This is a genomic window from Stenotrophomonas sp. WED208, assembly GCF_040984485.1.
Taxonomy (GTDB): domain Bacteria; phylum Pseudomonadota; class Gammaproteobacteria; order Xanthomonadales; family Xanthomonadaceae; genus Stenotrophomonas; species Stenotrophomonas riyadhensis.
The window spans coordinates 2,446,020-2,464,163 of the sequence record NZ_JAZARB010000001.1; the positions used below are offsets into that span (position 1 = coordinate 2,446,020).

Genomic DNA, 18,144 nt, shown 5'->3' on the forward strand with positions numbered 1-18,144 from the left:
GCCATGAACCAGTCCAAGCGCATCGATCCCCTGCTCAAGCGGGCCCAGGAACACGAGGACGCGGTTGCCCGTGACCTTGCCGAACGCCAGCGCGTGCTCGACACCCATCTATCGCGACTGGACGAACTGCGCCGCTACGCCGAGGAGTACGCCAACGCCCAGATGGCGGCGACCAGTCCGGCGCAGCTGCTGAACCGGCGTGCCTTCCTCGACCGCCTCGACAGCGCGGTGGAGCAGCAGCAGCGCACCGTGGATGGCAACCGCGAAAAAGTGGAAGCCGAGCGCGCGCGGCTGATCCTGGCCAGCCGTGACAAGGCCGTGCTGGAACAGCTGGCTGCCAGCTACCGCGCACAGGAAAAGGTGGTGACCGACCGCCGTGACCAGCGCGAGATGGATGACATTGGCGCGCGTCGCGCACGACTGGTGCAGGCCGAAGACCAGGACGGCACCGAGCAGGGAGGCCGCTCGTGATGCCCACCCCATTGGCCGGGAGTGCCAACGCGCAGCCACAGAATTCCGGCAGCAGCGCAACGCGCGCGCCACGCGGTGACGGCAGCAAAGAGTTCAGCCAACTGCTGCAGGGGGGCGCCACGGGCGCCGATGCGCCTGCCAAGCCGTCGAGTACGCCGACGCCGTCCACGCAGAGTCCAGCGTCCGACAGCAACGGCCAGGCCGGCGCCGATCGCAGGCCGGACAGCGCTGCCGCCCCCGACGAGCCCGCCGCCACGGTGCCCGCAGCACCGGCCAAGCCGGTTGCCGAAAAGGACACCCCGGCCGCGAGCGAGGAAGCCCCTTGGCCACCGCTCGGACTGGCCGGGCTGGTGCTGGCGATACCAGCGCCTGCCGATCCTGCCAGCGCTCTGCCAGCCGCGGCAGTGACGGCCAGCGACGCAGGCGGCAACGCCCTGCCCGCGCCCGCTGCAGCGCCGGTCGCAGCGGCCCTGCCGTCCACCGCGGCGGCGGCCACATCGTCCACCGCCAGCAGCGCCAGTGACCAGGCGGCCACGCTGCCGTTGCCTGAGATGGTGCTGCCCGGCAAGCGCAGCGAGCGTGGCGAAGGCAGCGACGCATCCCTCATCGGCGACCGCGCCACGGCGCCGCTGTTGCATGCGCCGGGCAACGCGGCCGTGCAGGATCTGAAGGCCGCGCTGGCCACCGGCAATGCCATCTTCAATGGCGAGCCGACGCCGAAGCCGGTGCTCGGTGACGATGGTTTCGACCAGGCCATCGGTGCGCGCCTGGGCTGGCTGGCCGACCAGAAGATCGGCCACGCCCACATCCGGCTGAGTCCGGATGACATGGGCCCGGTGGATGTTCGCCTGCAGTTGAACGGCGACAAGGTGCACGCCAGCTTCAGCAGTCCGCACGTGGAGGTGCGCCAGGCATTGGAAAGCAGCCTGCCACGCCTGCGTGAACTGCTGGGCGAACAGGGTTTCCAGCTGGCCCACGCCGATGTTGGCCACCAGGGTCCCGGTGGTGACGGCAATGCGTCGGGCCAGGCCGGTCGTGGCGGCATCGCGGGTGACGGAGAACCGTCGCCGGGTGACACCAGCGTGTCGTCCACGCAGTTGATCCGCCAGCGCGGGCTGCTGGACGCGTACGCCTGACAGACGTGCCAACCAAGGTTGGCACCCACCAGAGCGGGACGGTTGGCACCTACCCGTATCGCGTTGGTGGGTGCGGAGCTTGCTCCGCACGGCCCCACGGGCACCCCGACGGAATTCCGTCGCCCCCCTCTGCCCCGGCTACGGCACACCCCTTGCATATCCCGGTGAAGCAACCCTCAGGAGCTTCACCTCGTGGCCGCAGCCGCTGACAAAACCAAGAAGACCGCCGAGAAGGACAAGACCGCCAAGCCGCGTAGTCCGATCCTGATCACCGCATTGGTGGCCGTGCTGGCCGCCGCTGCCGCCGGTGGCGGCGTCTGGTTCTTCACCCAGTCCAAGCACGAAGACAAGGCCGCGCAGGCCCCGAAGAAGAGCACGACCCCGGCACCGGCCCAGTACTTCGCGCTGGACCCGGCCTTCGTGGTCAATCTCAACGGCCCGGTCGACGGCCCGCGCTACCTGCAGCTGGAAGTGCAGCTGATGACCCGCGACCCGGCCGCACTGGAAGCGATCAAGACGCATGCCCCGGCCATCCGCGCACGCCTGCTGATGCTGTTCTCGCAGGTCAGCCCCGACCAGATCGCCGACATCGCCGGCAAGCAGAAGCTGCAGACCGCTTCGCTGGCCGAAGTGCAGAAAGTGCTCAAGGCCGAGACCGGCAGCAACGGCGCCGACGATCTGCTGTTCACCAGCTTCGTGACCCAGTAAGGGCCCACCGATGAATGACCTGCTGTCCCAGGATGAGATCGATGCCCTGCTCCACGGCGTGGACAGTGGCGCGGTCGAAACCGATCCGGAGCCGCCGTCAGGCGAGGCGCGTTCCTACGACTTCGCCAGCCAGGACCGCATCATCCGCGGTCGCATGCCGACCCTGGAAATGGTCCACGAGCGCTTCGCGCGCTTGTGGCGGATCGGCCTGTTCAACCTGATCCGCCGCTCGGCCGAGCTGTCGGTGCGCGGCATCGAGCTGATCAAGTTCAACGACTACATGCACTCGCTGTATGTGCCGACCAACCTGAACCTGATCCGCTTCAAGCCACTGCGCGGCACCGGCCTGATCGTGTTCGAGCCGACCCTGGTGTTCGCCATCGTCGACAACTTCTTCGGCGGCGATGGGCGCTACCCGACCCGTATCGAAGGCCGCGAGTTCACCGCCACCGAAATGCGGGTGATCCACCTGCTGCTGAAGCAGACCTTCGCCGACCTGCGCGAGGCCTGGGCACCGGTGATGGACGTCGACTTCGAGTACATCAACTCGGAGATCAACCCGCACTTCGCCAACATCGTGACGCCGCGCGAGTACGTGGTGGTGTGCCGCCTGCACGTCGAGCTCGACGGCGGTGGCGGCGACATCCACGTGACCCTGCCGTACTCGATGCTGGAGCCGATCCGCGAACTGCTCGACGCCGGCATCCAGAGCGACCGCAATGATCGCGACGAGAGCTGGGGCCAGACCCTGCGCGAACAGCTCAACATCGCCGAGGTGACCCTGTCCAGCGTGCTGGCCAGCAAGCGCATGACGCTGCGTGACCTGACCCAGCTGAAGGTCGGCGACATCCTGCCGATCGAGCTCAGCCCGCAGGTGCCGCTGTGCGTGGAGAACATCCCGGTGTTCACCGGCGAGTTCGGCATCGCCAACGGCATGAACGCCGTGAAGATCACTGCTACCCATCCGCCGGGCACCCGCCCGCGCGTACCCGTCATCCAGGAAGACCCGCAATGAACGATATCGACGCCCTCGAACCCACCCCGGCCCAGTTCAGCAGCCTGCAGGCCGATGAGGCGAACGGTCCGGACCTGAACCTGGACGTGATCCTTGACGTGCCGGTGACCCTGTCGCTGGAAGTCGGTCGCGCCCGCCTGCCGATCCGCAACCTGCTGCAGCTCAACCAGGGCTCGGTGGTGGAACTGGAACGCGGCGCCGGCGAATCGCTGGATGTCTTCGTCAACGGCACCCTGATCGCCCACGGCGAGGTGGTGGTGATCAACGACCGCTTCGGCGTGCGCCTGACCGACGTGGTCAGCCCGAGCGAGCGGATCCGGAGACTGCGTTGAGCCTGCTGGCCTCCACCCTGCTGGCGGTCGGCAAGACCGCCGCTCCGGTCGGCCCGCAGATCGGCCAGCACGCAGCCGCCGCACCGAGCCTGTTCGGTGCGGTACTGGCGTTGCTGGCAGTGCTGGCGCTGGTCATCGGCCTCGGCTGGCTGCTCAAGCACCTGCCCGGCAGCGGCTTCCGCCCGGCCGAAGGCATGAAGGTGGTCGCCAGCCTGAGTGTCGGTGCCAAGGAGCGCGTGGTGGTGGTCGAGGTCAATGGCCAGCAGCTGCTGCTGGGCGTCACCGCTGGCGGCATCAACACCCTGCACACCCTGCCCGAACCGCTGCCGCCGCCCGCGCCGGTGCGCGTGCCGGACTTCAAGAATCTTCCGAATTTCGCCCAGCTGCTTCAACAGCGGCTGCGCAAGGACCCCTGACATGCGTGTCACCCGTACCCGTCTTGCCACCCTGATGCCGTGGCTGCTGATGCTCGCCCTGTGCCTGTTGCCGGCGCTGGCATTCGCCGCACCCGGCGCGCCGACCACCCCGCTGCCGGACATCAACGTCGGCAAGATCGGTGGTGCGCCGGTCAGCCTGCCGCTGCAGACCCTGCTGCTGATGACGGCGATCACCCTGATCCCGTCGATGCTGCTGGTGCTGACCTCGTTCACCCGCATCATCATCGTGCTGGGCCTGCTGCGCCAGGCGCTGGGTACCGGGCAGACGCCGTCCAACCAGGTGCTGCTGGGCCTGGCCCTGTTCCTCACCGCGATGGTGATGATGCCGACCTGGGACAAGGCCTGGAGCACCGGCATGGCGCCTTACCTCAACGGCGAGATCGACTTCCAGACCGCCTGGACGCTGACCACCACGCCGCTGCGCGGCTTCATGCTGGCGCAGATCCGCGAGACCGACCTGATGACCTTTGCCGGCATCGCCGGGCATGGCACCTACGCCAGCCCCGATGCGATCCCATTCCCGGTGCTGGTCGCCTCGTTCGTCACCAGCGAGCTGAAGACCGCCTTCGAGATCGGCTTCCTGATCTTCATCCCGTTCGTGATCATCGACCTGGTGGTGGCCAGCGTGCTGATGTCGATGGGCATGATGATGCTGTCGCCGATGCTGGTGTCGGCACCGTTCAAGATCCTGCTGTTCGTGCTGGTCGATGGCTGGGTGCTGACCGTGGGCACGTTGGCGGCGAGCTTCAATCCGGCCTGATATCCCCCGCAAAGCGCAGTCGAGCATGGCTCGACGCTACATAAGCAGATGGAACCCGAATGACTCCCGAACTTGCCCTGACCGAACTGCGTGGCGGCCTGATTACTGTGTTGTGGGTGGCCGGCCCACTGCTGCTCACCGTGCTGGTGGTCGGCGTGGTGGTCGGTGTCGTACAGGCTGCGACCCAGCTGAACGAACCGACCATCGCCTTCGTCGCCAAGGCAGCGGCGCTGACCGTGGTGCTGTTCGCGCTGGGCAGCCTGCTGATCGGCCACCTGGTTGAATTCACCACGCTGCTGTTCCAGCGCATCCCGCACTTGATCGGCTAGGACACGCGCTTCGATGGACGCCGCCACCCAGATGGCTGCCGACGGCCTGCAGGCCTTCGGCATGATCGGCACCGTGCTATGGACCATGCTGCGCATCGGCGCAGTGGCCATGGCCATGCCGATGGTCGGTACCCGTGCCGTTCCCGCGCGGGTGCGCGTGGTGCTGGCTGGGACCCTGGCCATCGCGCTGGCGCCGCTGCTGCCGCCGGTTCCGGACTGGACCGGTTTCGATGCCGCCACGGTGCTGACCATCGCCCGTGAACTGGCCATCGGCGTGGCCATCGGCTTCCTGCTGCGGCTGGTGTTCGAAGCCGGCGCGATGGCCGGTGAACTGATCGCCCAGGGCACCGGCCTGGCCTTCGCGCAGATGAGTGACCCACTGCGTGGCGGCACCTCCGGCGTGATCGGCCAGTGGTTCTATCTGCTGTTCGGCCTGCTGTTCTTCACCGCCAACGGGCACCTGGCGCTGATCTCGCTGGTGGTGGACAGCTACCGGGCGCTGCCGATCGGCGCCCCGCTGCCGGACCCGCACGCCTTCTTCAGCATCGCCCCGACCTTCCTGCTGACCGTGCTGCGCGGCGCACTGACCCTGGCGATCCCGCTGACCGTGGCAATGCTGGCGGTGAATCTGGCGTTCGGCGTCCTGGCCCGTGCCGCCCCGGCGCTGAACCCGATCCAGCTCGGCCTGCCGGTCTCGCTGCTGCTGGGCCTGTTCCTGCTGGCGCTGCTGGCCGGGGAAATGGGCCCGCCGGTACAGCGCCTGTTCGATGCCGCCTTCCAGGCTGCGGACGCGGTCACACACTGACCCTGTCATCACGCATTGCCGCTTGCCATGCATTCGTTTCTGTAGAGCCGAGCCCATGCTCGGCTGCCATTGGCCGGAACACTAGCCGAGCATGGGCTCGGATCTACAGGGGGCGCAATTTCACGCTTTGCTGCTTGCCCTTCCCCCGGGTCTGCGCGTTAGAGTGAATGCGCGGCAACCGGGGGGATGCCGCACGTGGCCGCCGCCCTGCGTCGGCCTGCCTCATGCATGCCCCACCGTGGTTTCCGTCGACAGGCAGGTCCGGGAGACTGACGAATGCTGGTAGGCACGTACAACCCGTGGCTGGTGGCGATCTCGCTGCTGGTTGCCGTGATGGCTTCGTACACCGCGCTGGCCATGGCCGGGCGCACGGTCACTGCACCCGGCAAGGGCGCGGCCTGGTGGTGGCGCCTCGGTGGTGGCTTCGCCATGGGCCTGGGCATCTGGTCGATGCACTTCATCGGCATGCTCGCCTTCGACCTGCCCATTCCGCTCGGCTACGACCTGCCGATCACCCTGCTTTCCCTCGCATTGGCGATCGCCTCATCGGTGTTCGCGCTATGGCTGGTTTCACTGCGTACCCTGCCACACCCTCGGCTGGCCGGTGGCGCACTGCTGATGGGCACCGGCATTGCCGGCATGCATTACGTTGGCATGGCCGCAATGCGCATGCAGCCTGGCATCGACTACGACCCGGGCTGGCTGTTGTTCTCGCTGATGGTAGCGGTGGCCGCCTCGTGGACTGCGCTGTACGTGGCGTTCCGCCTGCGCGCGCAGCGCACCCGTGTCGGCGACCGGCTCGCGGCTGCCGGCCTGCTCGGGCTGGCCATCGTCGGCATGCACTACACCGGCATGGCCGCCGCGCGCTTTCCGGAAGGCAGCATCTGCGGCGCAGCCGTCGGCGACGGGCTGCAGAGCGAATGGCTGGCCATGCTGGTGGTGGTGCTGACCGTCGCCATCCTGGCCGTGGTGCTGGTGGTCTCCTGGCTGGACCAGCGGGTGGAGGCGCAGCTGCTGCGCCTGCGCAATTCCCTGTTGAGTACCTCACTGACCGACGCACAGCAGGAACTGACCCAGGCCGCACTACACGATCCGCTTACCCGCCTGCCCAACCGCCTGCTGCTGCAGCGTCGCATCGTGCAGGCGCTGGCCGAGGCCGAACAGGGCGGCAGCCGCTTCGCGGTGATGTTCATGGACCTGGATGGCTTCAAGCAGGTCAACGATGCCTATGGCCACCAGGCCGGTGATGCACTGCTGGTGGCGGTGGCCGAACGCACGCGCCAGCTGCTTCGGCCCAACGACATGCTGGCCCGTCTGGGCGGTGACGAATTCGTATTGGTGGTACGCATCGAGCACGATGAGGACCTGCCGACCCTGGCCCGGCGCATCCTTCAGGCGGTCGGCAGCGGGCCGTTGCTGGCCGACAACGAACTGCAGGTGACCGCCAGCATCGGCGTGGCGATCTGTCCCGACCACGCTGCCAGCGAGCGGCAGCTGATGGCCTTTGCCGATGCAGCGATGTACCAGGCCAAGGAATCCGGACGCAACGCCTTCGTGCTGTTCGCCGACTGGATGAATGACAGCGCCGAACAACAGTTCCGGCTGCTGGCCGACCTGCGCCGGGCCATCGGCAGCGAGCAGCTGTTCCTGCACTACCAGCCGAAGATCCAGGTAGCCACGCAGAAAGTGGCCGGTGCCGAAGCGCTGATCCGCTGGCGCCATCCGGAGCATGGCCTGATCCCGCCGGACCGCTTCATCCGGCTGGCCGAACGCAGCGGTGCGATCAACGACATCGGGCGCTGGGCGCTGGACCAGGCCTGCCTGCAGCTGCGACGCTGGCACGATGCCGGCCACGAGGGCTGGTCGATGTCGGTGAACCTGTCGCCGGTGCAGTTCAGTTCGCCGCACCTGCTGCAGGATGTGCGCGAAGTGATCGAACGCTACGACATTGCCCCACGCCACCTGGTGCTGGAAATCACCGAAAGCACGGTCATGCGCGATACCGATGCCAGCCTGCGCCTGCTGCAGGCGCTGTCGGCGCTGGGCGTGGGCATCTCCATCGATGACTTCGGCACCGGCTACTCCAGCCTGCTGTACCTGAAGCGGCTGCCCGCCACCGAGATCAAGATCGACCATGCCTTCGTACGCGATCTGGAGCACAGCGCCGAGGATGTGGTGATCGTCTCGGCGATCGTGGCACTGGGCCACGCGCTCGACATGGACATCGTGGCCGAGGGCGTGGAGACCGCCGCACAGCGCGCCTACCTGGAGCGCCTGGGCTGCGACTTCCTGCAGGGCTACCTTCTCGGCCGCCCAGTCGACGCGGCGCGCTTCATGCAGCTGCATGACCTACCCCGGCCTCGGGTGGAACTGGCGCAGAGCCCGCCGACGCAGCACCCGCCCGGCTGACACCGGGCCGCGCGCCCACCGGGCACGCCCCGGGGCTGCCAGTACCTGCTCTGGTAGGTGCCAACCTTGGTTGGCACATGAACCCATCACGGAACGGTTCTTGCACGCACCCCGGCATCCCCTGCCGCAGTGCCCGTGATGTCCGAGAACGAATCCGCCGGCGAAAAGACCGAACAACCTACCGAAAAACGCCTGCGCGACGCCCGTGAACAGGGCAACCTGCCGCGCTCGCGCGAACTTGGCACGGCCGCCGTGTTCGGCGCCGGCGTGCTGGCGGTGATGGCCATGAGCGGCTCGATCGGCCGTGGTGCAAGCGCCTGGATGAAGCACGCACTCAGCCCTGAGCAGAGCCTGCGGCAGAACCCGAAGGAACTGTTCGGCCACTTCGGCGACCTGCTGCTGCAGTTCATGCTGGTGATCGCGCCGCTGGTGCTGGTCTGCCTGCTGGCCAGTTTCGTCGCCCCGCTGGTGATGGGCGGCCTGCGCTGGTCGCAGAAGGCGATGATGCCCGACTTCAACCGCATGAACCCGATGAGCGGGCTCAAGCGCCTGTATGGCCCTGAAGCCATCGCCGAGTTCACCAAATCGCTGCTGCGCGTGGCCTTCGTCGGCGTCGCCGCCGGGCTGGTGGTGTGGACCGGCTTCGACACCCTGCGCGGGCTGATCCACCACCCGCTGGAGACCGCCATCACCGACGGCCTGGGCTTCACCCTGCGCCTGCTGCTGGCCACCGCCGGCGCGATGCTGGTGCTGGCCGCCATCGATGCGCCCTACCAGCGCTGGAACTGGATGCGCAAGCTGAAGATGACGCGTGAAGAGCTGCGCCGGGAAATGAAGGAAAGCGAGGGCAGCCCCGAGGTCAAGGGCCGCATCCGCCAGCTGCAGCAGCAGATGGCCAACCGCCGGATGATGGAGGCGGTGCCCACCGCCGACGTGGTGGTGGTCAACCCCACCCACTACGCGGTGGCCCTGAAGTACGAGGGCGGCGCCATGAACGCCCCCACCGTGGTCGCCCTGGGCGTGGACGAGACCGCCCTGCGCATCCGTGAAGTGGCCGACGGCAACAAGGTGGCGATCGTCTCCGCCCCGCCTTTGGCACGGGCCTTGTATCGGGAAGGCCAACTCGGAAAGGAAATCCCCGTGAGACTGTATTCGGCCGTCGCCCAGGTCCTGTCCTACGTCTACCAGCTGCGCGCCTGGCGCACTGGCCCGATGCCGGACGCCCCGCACATCCAGGTGGATGAATTCGGCAAGGGAGGCCGCCCGTGAGCGCCCAGCCCTCCGCCGGTTTCAACACCCGCCGCGCCCTGGAGATGATCCGCCAGGGCCTTGGCGCACCGCTGATCGTGCTGGCCCTGCTGGCCATGGTCGTGGTGCCGCTGGCCGCGCCGGTGCTCGATGCCCTGTTCACCTTCAACATCGCCATCTCGCTGATGGTGCTGCTGGCGGTGGTCTACGTGAAGCGCCCGCTGGACTTCACGATCTTCCCGATCGTGCTGCTGATCACCACCATGCTGCGGCTGGCGCTGAACGTGGCCTCCACCCGCGTCATCCTGCTGAACGGCCAGAACGGCCACGACGCCGCGGGCAAGGTCATCGCCGCGTTCGGCGAATTCGTGATCGGCGGCAACTACGCGGTCGGCATCGTGGTGTTCGCGATCCTGACCATCATCAATTTCGTGGTCATCACCAAGGGCGCCGGCCGCGTCTCGGAAGTGACCGCACGCTTCATCCTCGACGCGATGCCCGGCAAGCAGATGGCGATCGACGCCGACCTCAACGCCGGTTTGCTGACGCGCGAAGAAGCCAAGCTGCGCCGCGAGGAAGTCCGCGAGGAAGCCGACTTCTACGGTGCGATGGACGGTGCCAGCAAGTTCATCCGTGGTGATGCCATCGCCGGCATCCTGATCCTGTTCATCAACATGCTCGGCGGCCTGGCCGTGGGCGTGCTGCAGCATGGCATGCCGTTCGGCGAAGCCGCTGCCACCTACACCCTGCTGTCCATCGGTGACGGCCTGGTGGCGCAGCTGCCGGCCCTGCTGGTCTCCAGTGCAGTGGCCATGCTGGTCACCCGCGCCTCACGTTCGCAGGACATGGCCCAGGCCATGACCGGCCAGGTGTTCGGCCAGTACCGCGCGCTGGCGATCACCGCCGGCATCATCGGCGTGGTCGGCCTGGTGCCGGGCATGCCCAACGTCGCTTTCCTGACGCTGTCCGCGATCCTCGGCTTCATCGCCTGGAAGGTCTACCGCAAGGGCAAGGCCGCGGCCACCGATCCGGCAGCCGCAGGCAATGACGCTGCCGCGCTCAACGCACTTGGCCGCCCGGCGGCACCGGCTCCGACTGCCGAACTGAGCTGGGACGAACTGCGCCCGGTCGATCCGCTGGGCCTGGAGGTCGGCTATCGGCTGATCCCGCTGGTGGACAGCAGCCAGGGCGGCGAACTGATGGCACGCATCAAGGGCGTGCGGCGCAAGCTCACCCAGGACGTCGGTTTCCTGATCCCGTCGGTGCACATCCGCGACAACCTGGAACTGCCGGCCAACGGCTACCGCGTGCTGGTGCACGGCGTACCGGTAGCCACCGCCGAGATCCACCCCGACCGTGAGCTGGCGCTGGACCCGGGCAGCGCGCTCGGCGCACTGGAAGGCATCGCCGGCAAGGACCCCGCGTTCGGCCTGGATGCCACCTGGATCCAGCCGCACCAGCGCGCCCAGGCCGAAACGCTCGGCTACACCGTGGTCGATCCGGCCACCGTGGTCGCCACCCACCTTTCGCACCTGATCCGCGAGCACGCGCCGGAACTGCTCGGCCACGAGGAAGTGCAGCACCTGCTGGCCAACCTGGCCAAGAGCGCGCCCAAGCTCGTCGAAGATCTGACGCCGAAGGCGCTGCCGCTGTCGGCCGTGGTGCGCGTGTTGCAGAACCTGCTGGTCGAACGCATTCCGATCCGCCAGCTGCGCAAGATCGCCGAAGCACTGGTCGAACACGCTCCGAACAGCCAGGACCCGGCGGTGCTGACCGCTGCCGTGCGTACCGCGCTGGGCCGCTTCATCGTGCAGGAGATCGCCGGAATGTCGGCGGAGCTGCCGGTGTTCACCCTCAACCCGCAATTGGAACGTGTCTTGCAGGAGTCCACGCAGGGCAACGGCGCCGCGCTGGAACCCGGACTCGCTGAGCGACTGCACCAGAGCCTGGCCGAATGTGTCAGCAAGCAGGAAGCCCGCAACGAGCCCGCGGTCGTGCTGGTACCTGGCCCGGTGCGTGCCGCGCTGGCCCGCCTGGTCCGCCACAGCGTTCCGTCGCTGTCGGTCCTGGCCTACAGCGAGGTGCCGGAGGACAAGCGCCTGAAGCTGGTCGGAACGATCAGCTGACGCCGCCCTCCGAAGCGCCAGAAAACAGACACCACTTTCGAACCAACGCAACAGACAGATACCAAGGGGAACCCGCACCGTGCAGACCACCGACCACCCGAGTTCTCCGACCGCCACCCCGCCGTCTTCGTCCCGTGACCACAGCATGAAAATCAAACGATTCGTCGCCGCCGACATGCGCTCGGCCATGAACCTGGTGCGCAAGGAACATGGTCCTGACGCCGTGATCCTGTCCAACCGCCGGATCGAGGAAGGCATCGAGATCGTCGCCGCCGCCAACTACGACGAGAGCGCCGTGCAGCGTGCACTGGAAGCCTCGCGCCGCGACGTGGCGCCGCCGCCGGCACCCAAGCCGCGCACCGCTGCCGATGCAGTGATCGCCGCGGTCACCCGTCGCCGCAGCACCACCCCGGCGCCGGAACCGGTGGCCGCCACCACCTCGGCGGTGGCCGCCCTCGCCCGCGCCGCCGTCGGCGCCACCGGGCGCACCCTGGACAGTGCCGACGAGATCGTACCGACCCGCGGCAGCACCGGCTTCGCCGCCACCCTGGCACGCGCCGCCGTCAACGAACCGGCGCTGCCGGAGCAGATCTTCGCCCCGTTCGCCGAGGCCATCGTCGCAGCGGAACCCGCCAGCGCCACGCCGGCCAACCGCGCCCGCTTCCAGATCGACCCGCCGCACGAGGCGCATCACGAAAGCGCGGCCACGGCCGTGCAGCCGCCGCCGCTGCCGACCGCTGCCGTGACCGAAGCGCAGCCCACGATCGCCGCCAGCGAACCGGCAGCGGTCGAAGCCGCCGGCGAAGCCAGCCCGGCCCCCATGCTGGCCCCGGCCCCGGCGCTGACCCTGGTTGCCCAGGACGACGCCGAGATCCGCCAGCTGCGCCAGGAAGTGGCCGGCATGCGCCAGGTGATCGAGCGCGAGATGAACCGCTTCACCGACGAGCGCCTGCGTGGCTGCCCGGTGCGCGCCACCGCGCTGGACCTGATGGACGAGTATGGCTTCAATGCCGGCCTCGCCCGCGACGTGGCCATGCAGATCCCGCTGGAGACCGAAGCCCACCGTGGCCGTGGCCTGATGCTGGGGCTGATCTCGCGCAAGCTGCCGATCGCCCCGGTCGACCCGCTGGAAGAAGGTGGTGTGATCGCACTGGTCGGCCCCACCGGCGCCGGCAAGACCACCACCATCGCCAAGCTGGCCTCGCGCTTCGCCGAGAAGCACGCTGCGCGTGACGTCGCCCTGGTCACCACCGACACCACCCGCATCGGCGCCCGCGAGCAGCTGTACGGCTACGGCCGCCAGCTCGGCATCGCCGTGCATGAGGCCAACAGCGGCACCGACCTGGACCAGCTGCTGGAACGCCTGAAGGACTACAAGCTGGTGCTGATCGACACCGCCGGCCTGGGCCCGCGCGACCGGGCACTGGCCGCCCAGCTGCAGTGGCTGCGCGCCGCGCGCCAGGTCCGCACCCTGCTGGTGCTGCCGGCCAACACCAGCTTCGGCGACATGGACGAGGTGGTCCGCCGCTTCGGCGCCGCCAACCTGCAGGGCCTGGTGCTGAGCAAGCTGGACGAGACCGGCCGCTTCGGCAACGCCCTGTCGGTGGCCGTGGACCATGCCCTGCCGATCACCTGGGTGACCGATGGCCAGGACGTCCCGGAGGACCTGCACCGGGCCAGTGCAGCCAATCTTGTACTTCGCCTTGAAGATTTGCGCCGAGCGGCCGATATGCCCTGCAACCCGGAGTTGAACCATGCCGTCGCGTGAGTACGCCAAGCTGACCAAGACCTTCCCGCTGTCGGCCACCCGCAGCGAGCCGCTCGGCCCTGTGCGCACCATCGCCGTCACCGGCGGCAAGGGCGGCGTGGGCAAGACCAACGTGTCGGCCAACCTGGCCGTGGCGTTGGCCGGCATGGGCAAGCGCACGCTGCTGCTGGACGCCGACCTCGGCCTGGCCAACATCGACGTGATCCTGGGGCTGAACCCCACCTTTACGTTGGCCGACCTGGTCGCCGGCCGCTGCTCGCTGGAAGACGTCATCGTCGAAGGCCCGAACGGCGTGCTGGTGGTCCCGGCCGCGTCCGGCCGCCGCCACATGGCCGAGCTCGCCCCGGCCGAGCACGTTGGCCTGGTCAACGTGTTCTCCGAGCTGGAACGCGAACTGGACATCATGGTGGTGGACACCGCCGCCGGCATCACCGACGGCGTACTGACCTTCTGCCAGGCCGCGCAGGACACCGTGGTGGTGGTCTGTGACGAGCCGGCCTCGATCACCGACGCGTATGCGCTGATCAAGGTGTTGTCGCGCGAGCGCGGCGTGGACCGTATCCAGGTGGTGGCCAACATGGTGCGCGACCCGAACGAGGGCCGCGTGCTGTACGAGAAGCTGACCCGCGTCTGCGAGAAGTTCCTCGCCGATGTGTCGCTGAACTATCTGGGCTGTGTGCCGCAGGATGACTGGCTGCGCCTGTCGGTGCAGCGCCAGCAGCCGGTGGTGAAGGCCTATCCGTCCAGCCCCGCCGCGCTTGCGATCACCGAGATCGCGCGCCGCACCGCACGCTGGCAGGCGCCGACCGAACCGCGTGGCGGCGTTGAATTCTTCCTCGAACGCATCCTCAAGCAGCGCGGGGTGGCGGCATGAAAGGCGCAGCCCAATACAGGGAAGTGCAGCGCTCGGCAGCCAACGAGGTCATCGCCCTGCACTCGGACCTGGTGCGGCGCATCGCCCACCACCTCGCCGCACGCCTGCCTGCCAGCGTCGAAGTCGACGATCTGATCCAGGCCGGCATGATGGGACTGATCGAGGCCTCGCGCAGCTATGACGCCGACCAGGGTGCTTCGTTCGAGACCTACGCCTCGATCCGCATCCGCGGTTCGATGATCGATGAGATCCGCCGTGGTGACTGGGTGCCGCGTTCCGTGCACCGCCGTGCTCGTGATGCCGCCGCCACCATCCGCCGCCTGGAACAGAGCAGTGGCCGCGCCGCCAGCGCCACCGAAGTGGCCGCTGCGATGGAGATGCCGCTGCCCGAATACCTGCGACTGATGGAAGACGCTGCGCGCGGCCAGGTGCTGAGCCTGGAATCGCGCATCGAGGACCAGGGCGAGCTGGACACCGTCGCCCAGGGCGGACCGACCCCGCAGCAGGTGCTGGAGCGGGGCGAATTCGGTCGCGAACTGGGCAAGGCCATTGGCCACCTGCCCGAGCGCGAACAGCTGGTACTTTCGCTCTACTACGAGCAGGAACTGAACCTGAAGGAGATCGGCGCGGTGCTCGGCGTGAGCGAGTCGCGGGTCTGCCAGATCCACGGCCAGGCCGTGCTGCGCCTGCGTGGTCGACTGAAGATTTTCGAGGCGGCAGACGCCGGCCTGGAAGAATGAACATGCCCGAGGTGGCTGCCCCCGGCCACCCGGAATGAACAACAAAGGAATTCTGCTTTGAACAAGAACATGCGCATCCTGATCGTCGACGACTTCTCGACCATGCGTCGAATCGTCAAGAACCTGCTGGGCGATCTGGGCTTCACCAATACCGCCGAAGCCGAGGACGGGCATGCTGCGCTGTCGCTGCTGCAGAGCCAGCCGTTCGATTTCGTGGTCACCGACTGGAACATGCCGGTGATGACCGGCATCGAGCTGCTCAAGGCGATCCGCGCCGATGCCAAGCTGAAGACCCTGCCAGTGCTGATGGTCACCGCGGAAGCCAAGCGCGAGCAGATCATCGAAGCCGCCCAGAGCGGTGTGAACGGCTACATCATCAAGCCGTTCACTGCACAGACGCTGGAAGAGAAGCTCGGCAAGATCTTCGAACGCCTGGCGGCCAGCGCCTGATGGATACCACGGTCGACAAGAACGCCCTCGCCCTGCGCCTGCAGGAAGCCCTGGACGCGCTGGAGTCCGGTGATGAGGCCGCCTGGCGGCAGCGCATCGACGGACTGGTCGCGCTGCGCACGCAGCCGATGATGAGCGGCCTTTCGCGGCTGGCCCGCGAACTGGGACAGGCGCTGGGTGAACTGCCGACCGTACCCAGCGAAGCCGGCGAACTGGACGATGCCTGCGCGCGCCTGGACCACGTGGTGGCGATGACCGAACAGGCCACGCACCGCACCCTGGACCTGGCCGAAGAATGCCGCAGCCTGACCGAACAGCTGCGCGCCGAAGGCCTGCAGCCGGGCCAGGACGCGCAGCTCGAGCGCATCCGCCACAACCTCACCGAGATCGCCCTGACCCAGAGCTACCAGGACCTGACCGGCCAGATCATCCGCCGCGTGGTCGGCATCGTCCGCCGCGTGCATGAAGGTTTCGGCGCGCTCGGCCTGCCGCCGGAACAGCATCGCACCGACCCGGAACTGGCCGGGCCGGCACTGAAGGGACTGGACCGCCACGCGGTCTCGCAGAACGACGCCGACGACCTGTTGTCGGATCTGGGGCTGTAAGCATGAGCGCGGTATCCGACGACATCACTGCCGATTTCATCATCGAGGCGCAGGAGATCCTGGATCGCCTCGGCGAACAGCTGGTGTCGCTGGAGCAGGCACCGCAGGACAGCGATCAGCTCAACGCGGTGTTCCGCGGCTACCACACGCTCAAGGGCGGTGCCGGCTTCCTCGGCGTCACCGCCATGGTCGAGCTGTGCCACGCCGCTGAAGAAGCGCTGGGCGCCGCGCGTGCCGGCCAGGCCGTGCTGCAGGCCCACCACTTCGATGCCGCCCAGCAATCGCTGGATTACCTGCAGTCGATGCTGGATGCCGTGTCTTCCGGCACAGAACCGGGCTATGCACCGCCGGACCTGATCGCCCAGTTCGACGTGCATGGTGGCGGCGCCGCCGCGCCCGTGGCCGCCACCGCGCCCGCCGCCGGTGGGAGCGACCTGATCACCGACGACGAATTCGAGGCCCTGCTCGACCAACTGCACGGCGGCAATGCGCCGACCGCGGTCACGCCTGCGAAGAAGGCTGACGACGGACTGATCAGCGAAGACGAATTCGAAGCCCTGCTCGACCAGCTGCACGGTGGCGCCGCACCGGGCGCCAAGCCCGCTGCGGTAGTGGCACCGGCGCCGACCGCCGCCCCGCGCCCGGCGGCCGCACCGGCACCGGCGGCCAAGCCGGCCGCCAAGCCGCTGGCCGAAGCCGAACACACCGTGCGCGTGGACACCAAGCGCCTGGATGCGATCGTCAATCTGATCGGCGAACTGGTGCTGTCGCGCAATCGGCTCAAGACCCTGCGTGCGCGCCTGCGCGACGAGGAGCTGGACCGCGCCGTGTCCACTCTGGATATCGCCACGGCCCGCCTGCAGTCGGCCGTGATGCGTACCCGCATGCAGCCGGTGGGCAAGGTGTTCTCGCGCTTCCCCAAGGTCGCCCGCGACGTCGCCCGCTCGCTGAAGAAGGAAGTGGACCTGGAGCTGATCGGCGCCGAGACCGAGCTCGACCGCAACTTGGTGGAAGCCCTGGCCGACCCGCTGGTGCACCTGGTCCGCAACGCCATCGACCATGGCGTGGAAATGCCCGACCTGCGCGAAGCACAGGGCAAGCCACGGATGGGCCATGTGCGCCTGTCGGCACAGCAGGAAGGTGACTACGTCAGCATCGAGGTACAGGACGATGGCGCCGGCATCGACCCGGAAAAGCTGCGCGCGAAGGCACGCGAGAAGGGCCTGATCGACCCGGAAGCCGCCGCCCGCCTGAGCAGCGAGGAATGCCTGCACCTGGTGTTCCTGCCGGGCTTCTCGACCAAGCAGCAGGTCACCGACATCTCCGGCCGTGGCGTCGGCATGGACGTGGTGCAGTCGCGGATCCGCGAGCTTAGCGGCCAGATCCAGATCCAGTCGGAACTGGGACGTGGCAGCCGCTTCATGATCCGAGTACCACTGACCCTGGCGATCCTGCCGACCCTGCTGGTGCAGGCCGGTGAGGATGTCTATGCGCTGCCACTGGCGCGCGTGATGGAAGTGCTGCACGCACCGCGCACGTCGCTCGGCTGGTTCGACGGCCGCGCCGTGCTTGACCGCCGCTCGCACACCCTGCCGCTGGTCGATCTGCGCCAGTGGCTGGATGTGACGCCGGCCGCGTCGACCCTGCTGACCATCGTGGTGCTGCAGGCCGGCGAAGCGCGCTTCGGCCTGGTCGTGGACCAGGTGCGCGGGCGCGAGGAAGTGGTCATCAAGCCACTGCCGAAAGCCCTGCGCGGCCTGCGCGGTTACGCCGGTGCAACCTTGATCGGCGATGGTCGCATGGCGCTGATCCTGGACGTGGATGGACTGCGCAGCCCACATGACTGACCCGCTTGCTGAACCCGTAAAACTGTGAAGTCGCACCAGTAGCCCGTACCGGTGTCTCAAGTCCCATTCATACAAGCCGATACC

Annotated in this window: 18 protein-coding genes; all 18 read left to right on the forward strand. The window is 68.0% G+C overall.

Translation table 11 applies throughout. The features are described 5' to 3' along the window. The first annotated feature begins 3 nt into the window (after window positions 1–3). The 18 genes from fliJ to VPH47_RS11035 all read left to right on the forward strand — a co-directional run bounded on the left by fliJ (window position 4) and on the right by VPH47_RS11035 (window position 18,060). Window positions 4–471 (forward strand): flagellar export protein FliJ, encoded by a 468-nt coding sequence (gene fliJ, locus VPH47_RS10950; protein ID WP_110712220.1) that lies wholly within the window; start codon window positions 4–6, stop codon window positions 469–471. After that, entirely contained in the window at window positions 471–1,607 is a 1,137-nt protein-coding gene (locus tag VPH47_RS10955) for a flagellar hook-length control protein FliK (RefSeq protein WP_368850792.1), read from the forward strand. Before fliJ ends, VPH47_RS10955 begins: the two co-directional genes overlap by 1 nt. A 192-nt stretch (window positions 1,608–1,799) precedes the next feature. After that, window positions 1,800–2,315 (forward strand): flagellar basal body-associated protein FliL, encoded by a 516-nt coding sequence (gene fliL / locus VPH47_RS10960; protein WP_110712218.1) that lies wholly within the window; start codon window positions 1,800–1,802, stop codon window positions 2,313–2,315. A 10-nt stretch (window positions 2,316–2,325) separates the two neighbouring features. Further along, a complete protein-coding gene (gene fliM / locus VPH47_RS10965) occupies window positions 2,326–3,330 on the forward strand; it encodes a flagellar motor switch protein FliM (RefSeq protein WP_049431106.1) in 1,005 nt (334 codons plus the stop codon). After that, window positions 3,327–3,662, forward strand: a complete 336-nt coding sequence (fliN, locus tag VPH47_RS10970) for a flagellar motor switch protein FliN (protein ID WP_005409543.1) — start codon at window positions 3,327–3,329, stop codon at window positions 3,660–3,662. Before fliM ends, fliN begins: the two co-directional genes overlap by 4 nt. Then, window positions 3,659–4,078 carry a flagellar biosynthetic protein FliO gene (fliO, locus tag VPH47_RS10975; RefSeq protein WP_368850793.1) on the forward strand — a complete coding sequence of 140 codons (420 nt, stop codon included), beginning with the start codon at window positions 3,659–3,661 and terminating at the stop codon, window positions 4,076–4,078. Before fliN ends, fliO begins: the two co-directional genes overlap by 4 nt. Window position 4,079: 1 nt before the next feature. Then, complete coding sequence (gene fliP / locus VPH47_RS10980) at window positions 4,080–4,859, forward strand: flagellar type III secretion system pore protein FliP (protein ID WP_005409541.1); 780 nt, start codon at window positions 4,080–4,082, stop codon at window positions 4,857–4,859. Between the two features lie 59 nt (window positions 4,860–4,918). Then, window positions 4,919–5,188, forward strand: a complete 270-nt coding sequence (locus VPH47_RS10985) for a flagellar biosynthetic protein FliQ (protein ID WP_368850794.1) — start codon at window positions 4,919–4,921, stop codon at window positions 5,186–5,188. 13 nt (window positions 5,189–5,201) lie between these two features. Then, a complete protein-coding gene (gene fliR / locus VPH47_RS10990) occupies window positions 5,202–5,993 on the forward strand; it encodes a flagellar biosynthetic protein FliR (RefSeq protein WP_094001353.1) in 792 nt (263 codons plus the stop codon). Window positions 5,994–6,269: 276 nt separating this feature from the next. After that, window positions 6,270–8,402, forward strand: a complete 2,133-nt coding sequence (locus tag VPH47_RS10995) for a bifunctional diguanylate cyclase/phosphodiesterase (protein ID WP_110712215.1) — start codon at window positions 6,270–6,272, stop codon at window positions 8,400–8,402. A 138-nt stretch (window positions 8,403–8,540) separates the two neighbouring features. Beyond that, complete coding sequence (flhB, locus tag VPH47_RS11000; RefSeq protein WP_110712214.1) at window positions 8,541–9,671, forward strand: flagellar biosynthesis protein FlhB; 1,131 nt, start codon at window positions 8,541–8,543, stop codon at window positions 9,669–9,671. 44 nt (window positions 9,672–9,715) lie between these two features. Beyond that, window positions 9,716–11,776, forward strand: a complete 2,061-nt coding sequence (gene flhA / locus VPH47_RS11005) for a flagellar biosynthesis protein FlhA (RefSeq protein WP_180855435.1) — start codon at window positions 9,716–9,718, stop codon at window positions 11,774–11,776. A 145-nt stretch (window positions 11,777–11,921) separates the two neighbouring features. Beyond that, complete coding sequence (flhF, locus tag VPH47_RS11010) at window positions 11,922–13,544, forward strand: flagellar biosynthesis protein FlhF (protein ID WP_368850795.1); 1,623 nt, start codon at window positions 11,922–11,924, stop codon at window positions 13,542–13,544. Next, window positions 13,531–14,418, forward strand: coding sequence for a MinD/ParA family protein (locus tag VPH47_RS11015; protein WP_008267550.1), 888 nt, complete (start codon window positions 13,531–13,533; stop codon window positions 14,416–14,418). Before flhF ends, VPH47_RS11015 begins: the two co-directional genes overlap by 14 nt. Next, window positions 14,415–15,158, forward strand: a complete 744-nt coding sequence (locus tag VPH47_RS11020) for an RNA polymerase sigma factor FliA (RefSeq protein ID WP_110712211.1) — start codon at window positions 14,415–14,417, stop codon at window positions 15,156–15,158. The genes VPH47_RS11015 and VPH47_RS11020 overlap by 4 nt, the downstream gene beginning before the upstream one ends. A gap of 57 nt (window positions 15,159–15,215) precedes the next feature. Next, complete coding sequence (cheY, locus tag VPH47_RS11025) at window positions 15,216–15,608, forward strand: chemotaxis response regulator CheY (protein ID WP_006365466.1); 393 nt, start codon at window positions 15,216–15,218, stop codon at window positions 15,606–15,608. Continuing rightward, window positions 15,608–16,213 (forward strand): protein phosphatase CheZ, encoded by a 606-nt coding sequence (locus tag VPH47_RS11030; RefSeq protein WP_006442968.1) that lies wholly within the window; start codon window positions 15,608–15,610, stop codon window positions 16,211–16,213. Before cheY ends, VPH47_RS11030 begins: the two co-directional genes overlap by 1 nt. A 2-nt stretch (window positions 16,214–16,215) precedes the next feature. Continuing rightward, window positions 16,216–18,060 carry a chemotaxis protein CheA gene (locus VPH47_RS11035; protein ID WP_110712210.1) on the forward strand — a complete coding sequence of 615 codons (1,845 nt, stop codon included), beginning with the start codon at window positions 16,216–16,218 and terminating at the stop codon, window positions 18,058–18,060. Window positions 18,061–18,144: the final 84 nt, after the last annotated feature.

What these genes read in the sequence shown, in the direction of transcription:
- fliJ (WP_110712220.1), top strand. Translation starts at nt 4, where the DNA reads ATGAACCAGTCCAAGCGCATCGATCCCCTGCTCAAGCGGGCCCAGGAA.
- VPH47_RS10955 (WP_368850792.1), top strand. Translation starts at nt 471, where the DNA reads ATGCCCACCCCATTGGCCGGGAGTGCCAACGCGCAGCCACAGAATTCC.
- fliM (WP_049431106.1), top strand. Translation starts at nt 2,326, where the DNA reads ATGAATGACCTGCTGTCCCAGGATGAGATCGATGCCCTGCTCCACGGC.
- fliN (WP_005409543.1), top strand. Translation starts at nt 3,327, where the DNA reads ATGAACGATATCGACGCCCTCGAACCCACCCCGGCCCAGTTCAGCAGC.
- fliP (WP_005409541.1), top strand. Translation starts at nt 4,080, where the DNA reads ATGCGTGTCACCCGTACCCGTCTTGCCACCCTGATGCCGTGGCTGCTG.
- VPH47_RS10985 (WP_368850794.1), top strand. Translation starts at nt 4,919, where the DNA reads ATGACTCCCGAACTTGCCCTGACCGAACTGCGTGGCGGCCTGATTACT.
- fliR (WP_094001353.1), top strand. Translation starts at nt 5,202, where the DNA reads ATGGACGCCGCCACCCAGATGGCTGCCGACGGCCTGCAGGCCTTCGGC.
- VPH47_RS10995 (WP_110712215.1), top strand. Translation starts at nt 6,270, where the DNA reads ATGCTGGTAGGCACGTACAACCCGTGGCTGGTGGCGATCTCGCTGCTG.
- flhB (WP_110712214.1), top strand. Translation starts at nt 8,541, where the DNA reads ATGTCCGAGAACGAATCCGCCGGCGAAAAGACCGAACAACCTACCGAA.
- flhA (WP_180855435.1), top strand. Translation starts at nt 9,716, where the DNA reads ATGATCCGCCAGGGCCTTGGCGCACCGCTGATCGTGCTGGCCCTGCTG.
- flhF (WP_368850795.1), top strand. Translation starts at nt 11,922, where the DNA reads ATGAAAATCAAACGATTCGTCGCCGCCGACATGCGCTCGGCCATGAAC.
- VPH47_RS11015 (WP_008267550.1), top strand. Translation starts at nt 13,531, where the DNA reads ATGCCGTCGCGTGAGTACGCCAAGCTGACCAAGACCTTCCCGCTGTCG.
- VPH47_RS11020 (WP_110712211.1), top strand. Translation starts at nt 14,415, where the DNA reads ATGAAAGGCGCAGCCCAATACAGGGAAGTGCAGCGCTCGGCAGCCAAC.
- VPH47_RS11030 (WP_006442968.1), top strand. Translation starts at nt 15,608, where the DNA reads ATGGATACCACGGTCGACAAGAACGCCCTCGCCCTGCGCCTGCAGGAA.
- VPH47_RS11035 (WP_110712210.1), top strand. Translation starts at nt 16,216, where the DNA reads ATGAGCGCGGTATCCGACGACATCACTGCCGATTTCATCATCGAGGCG.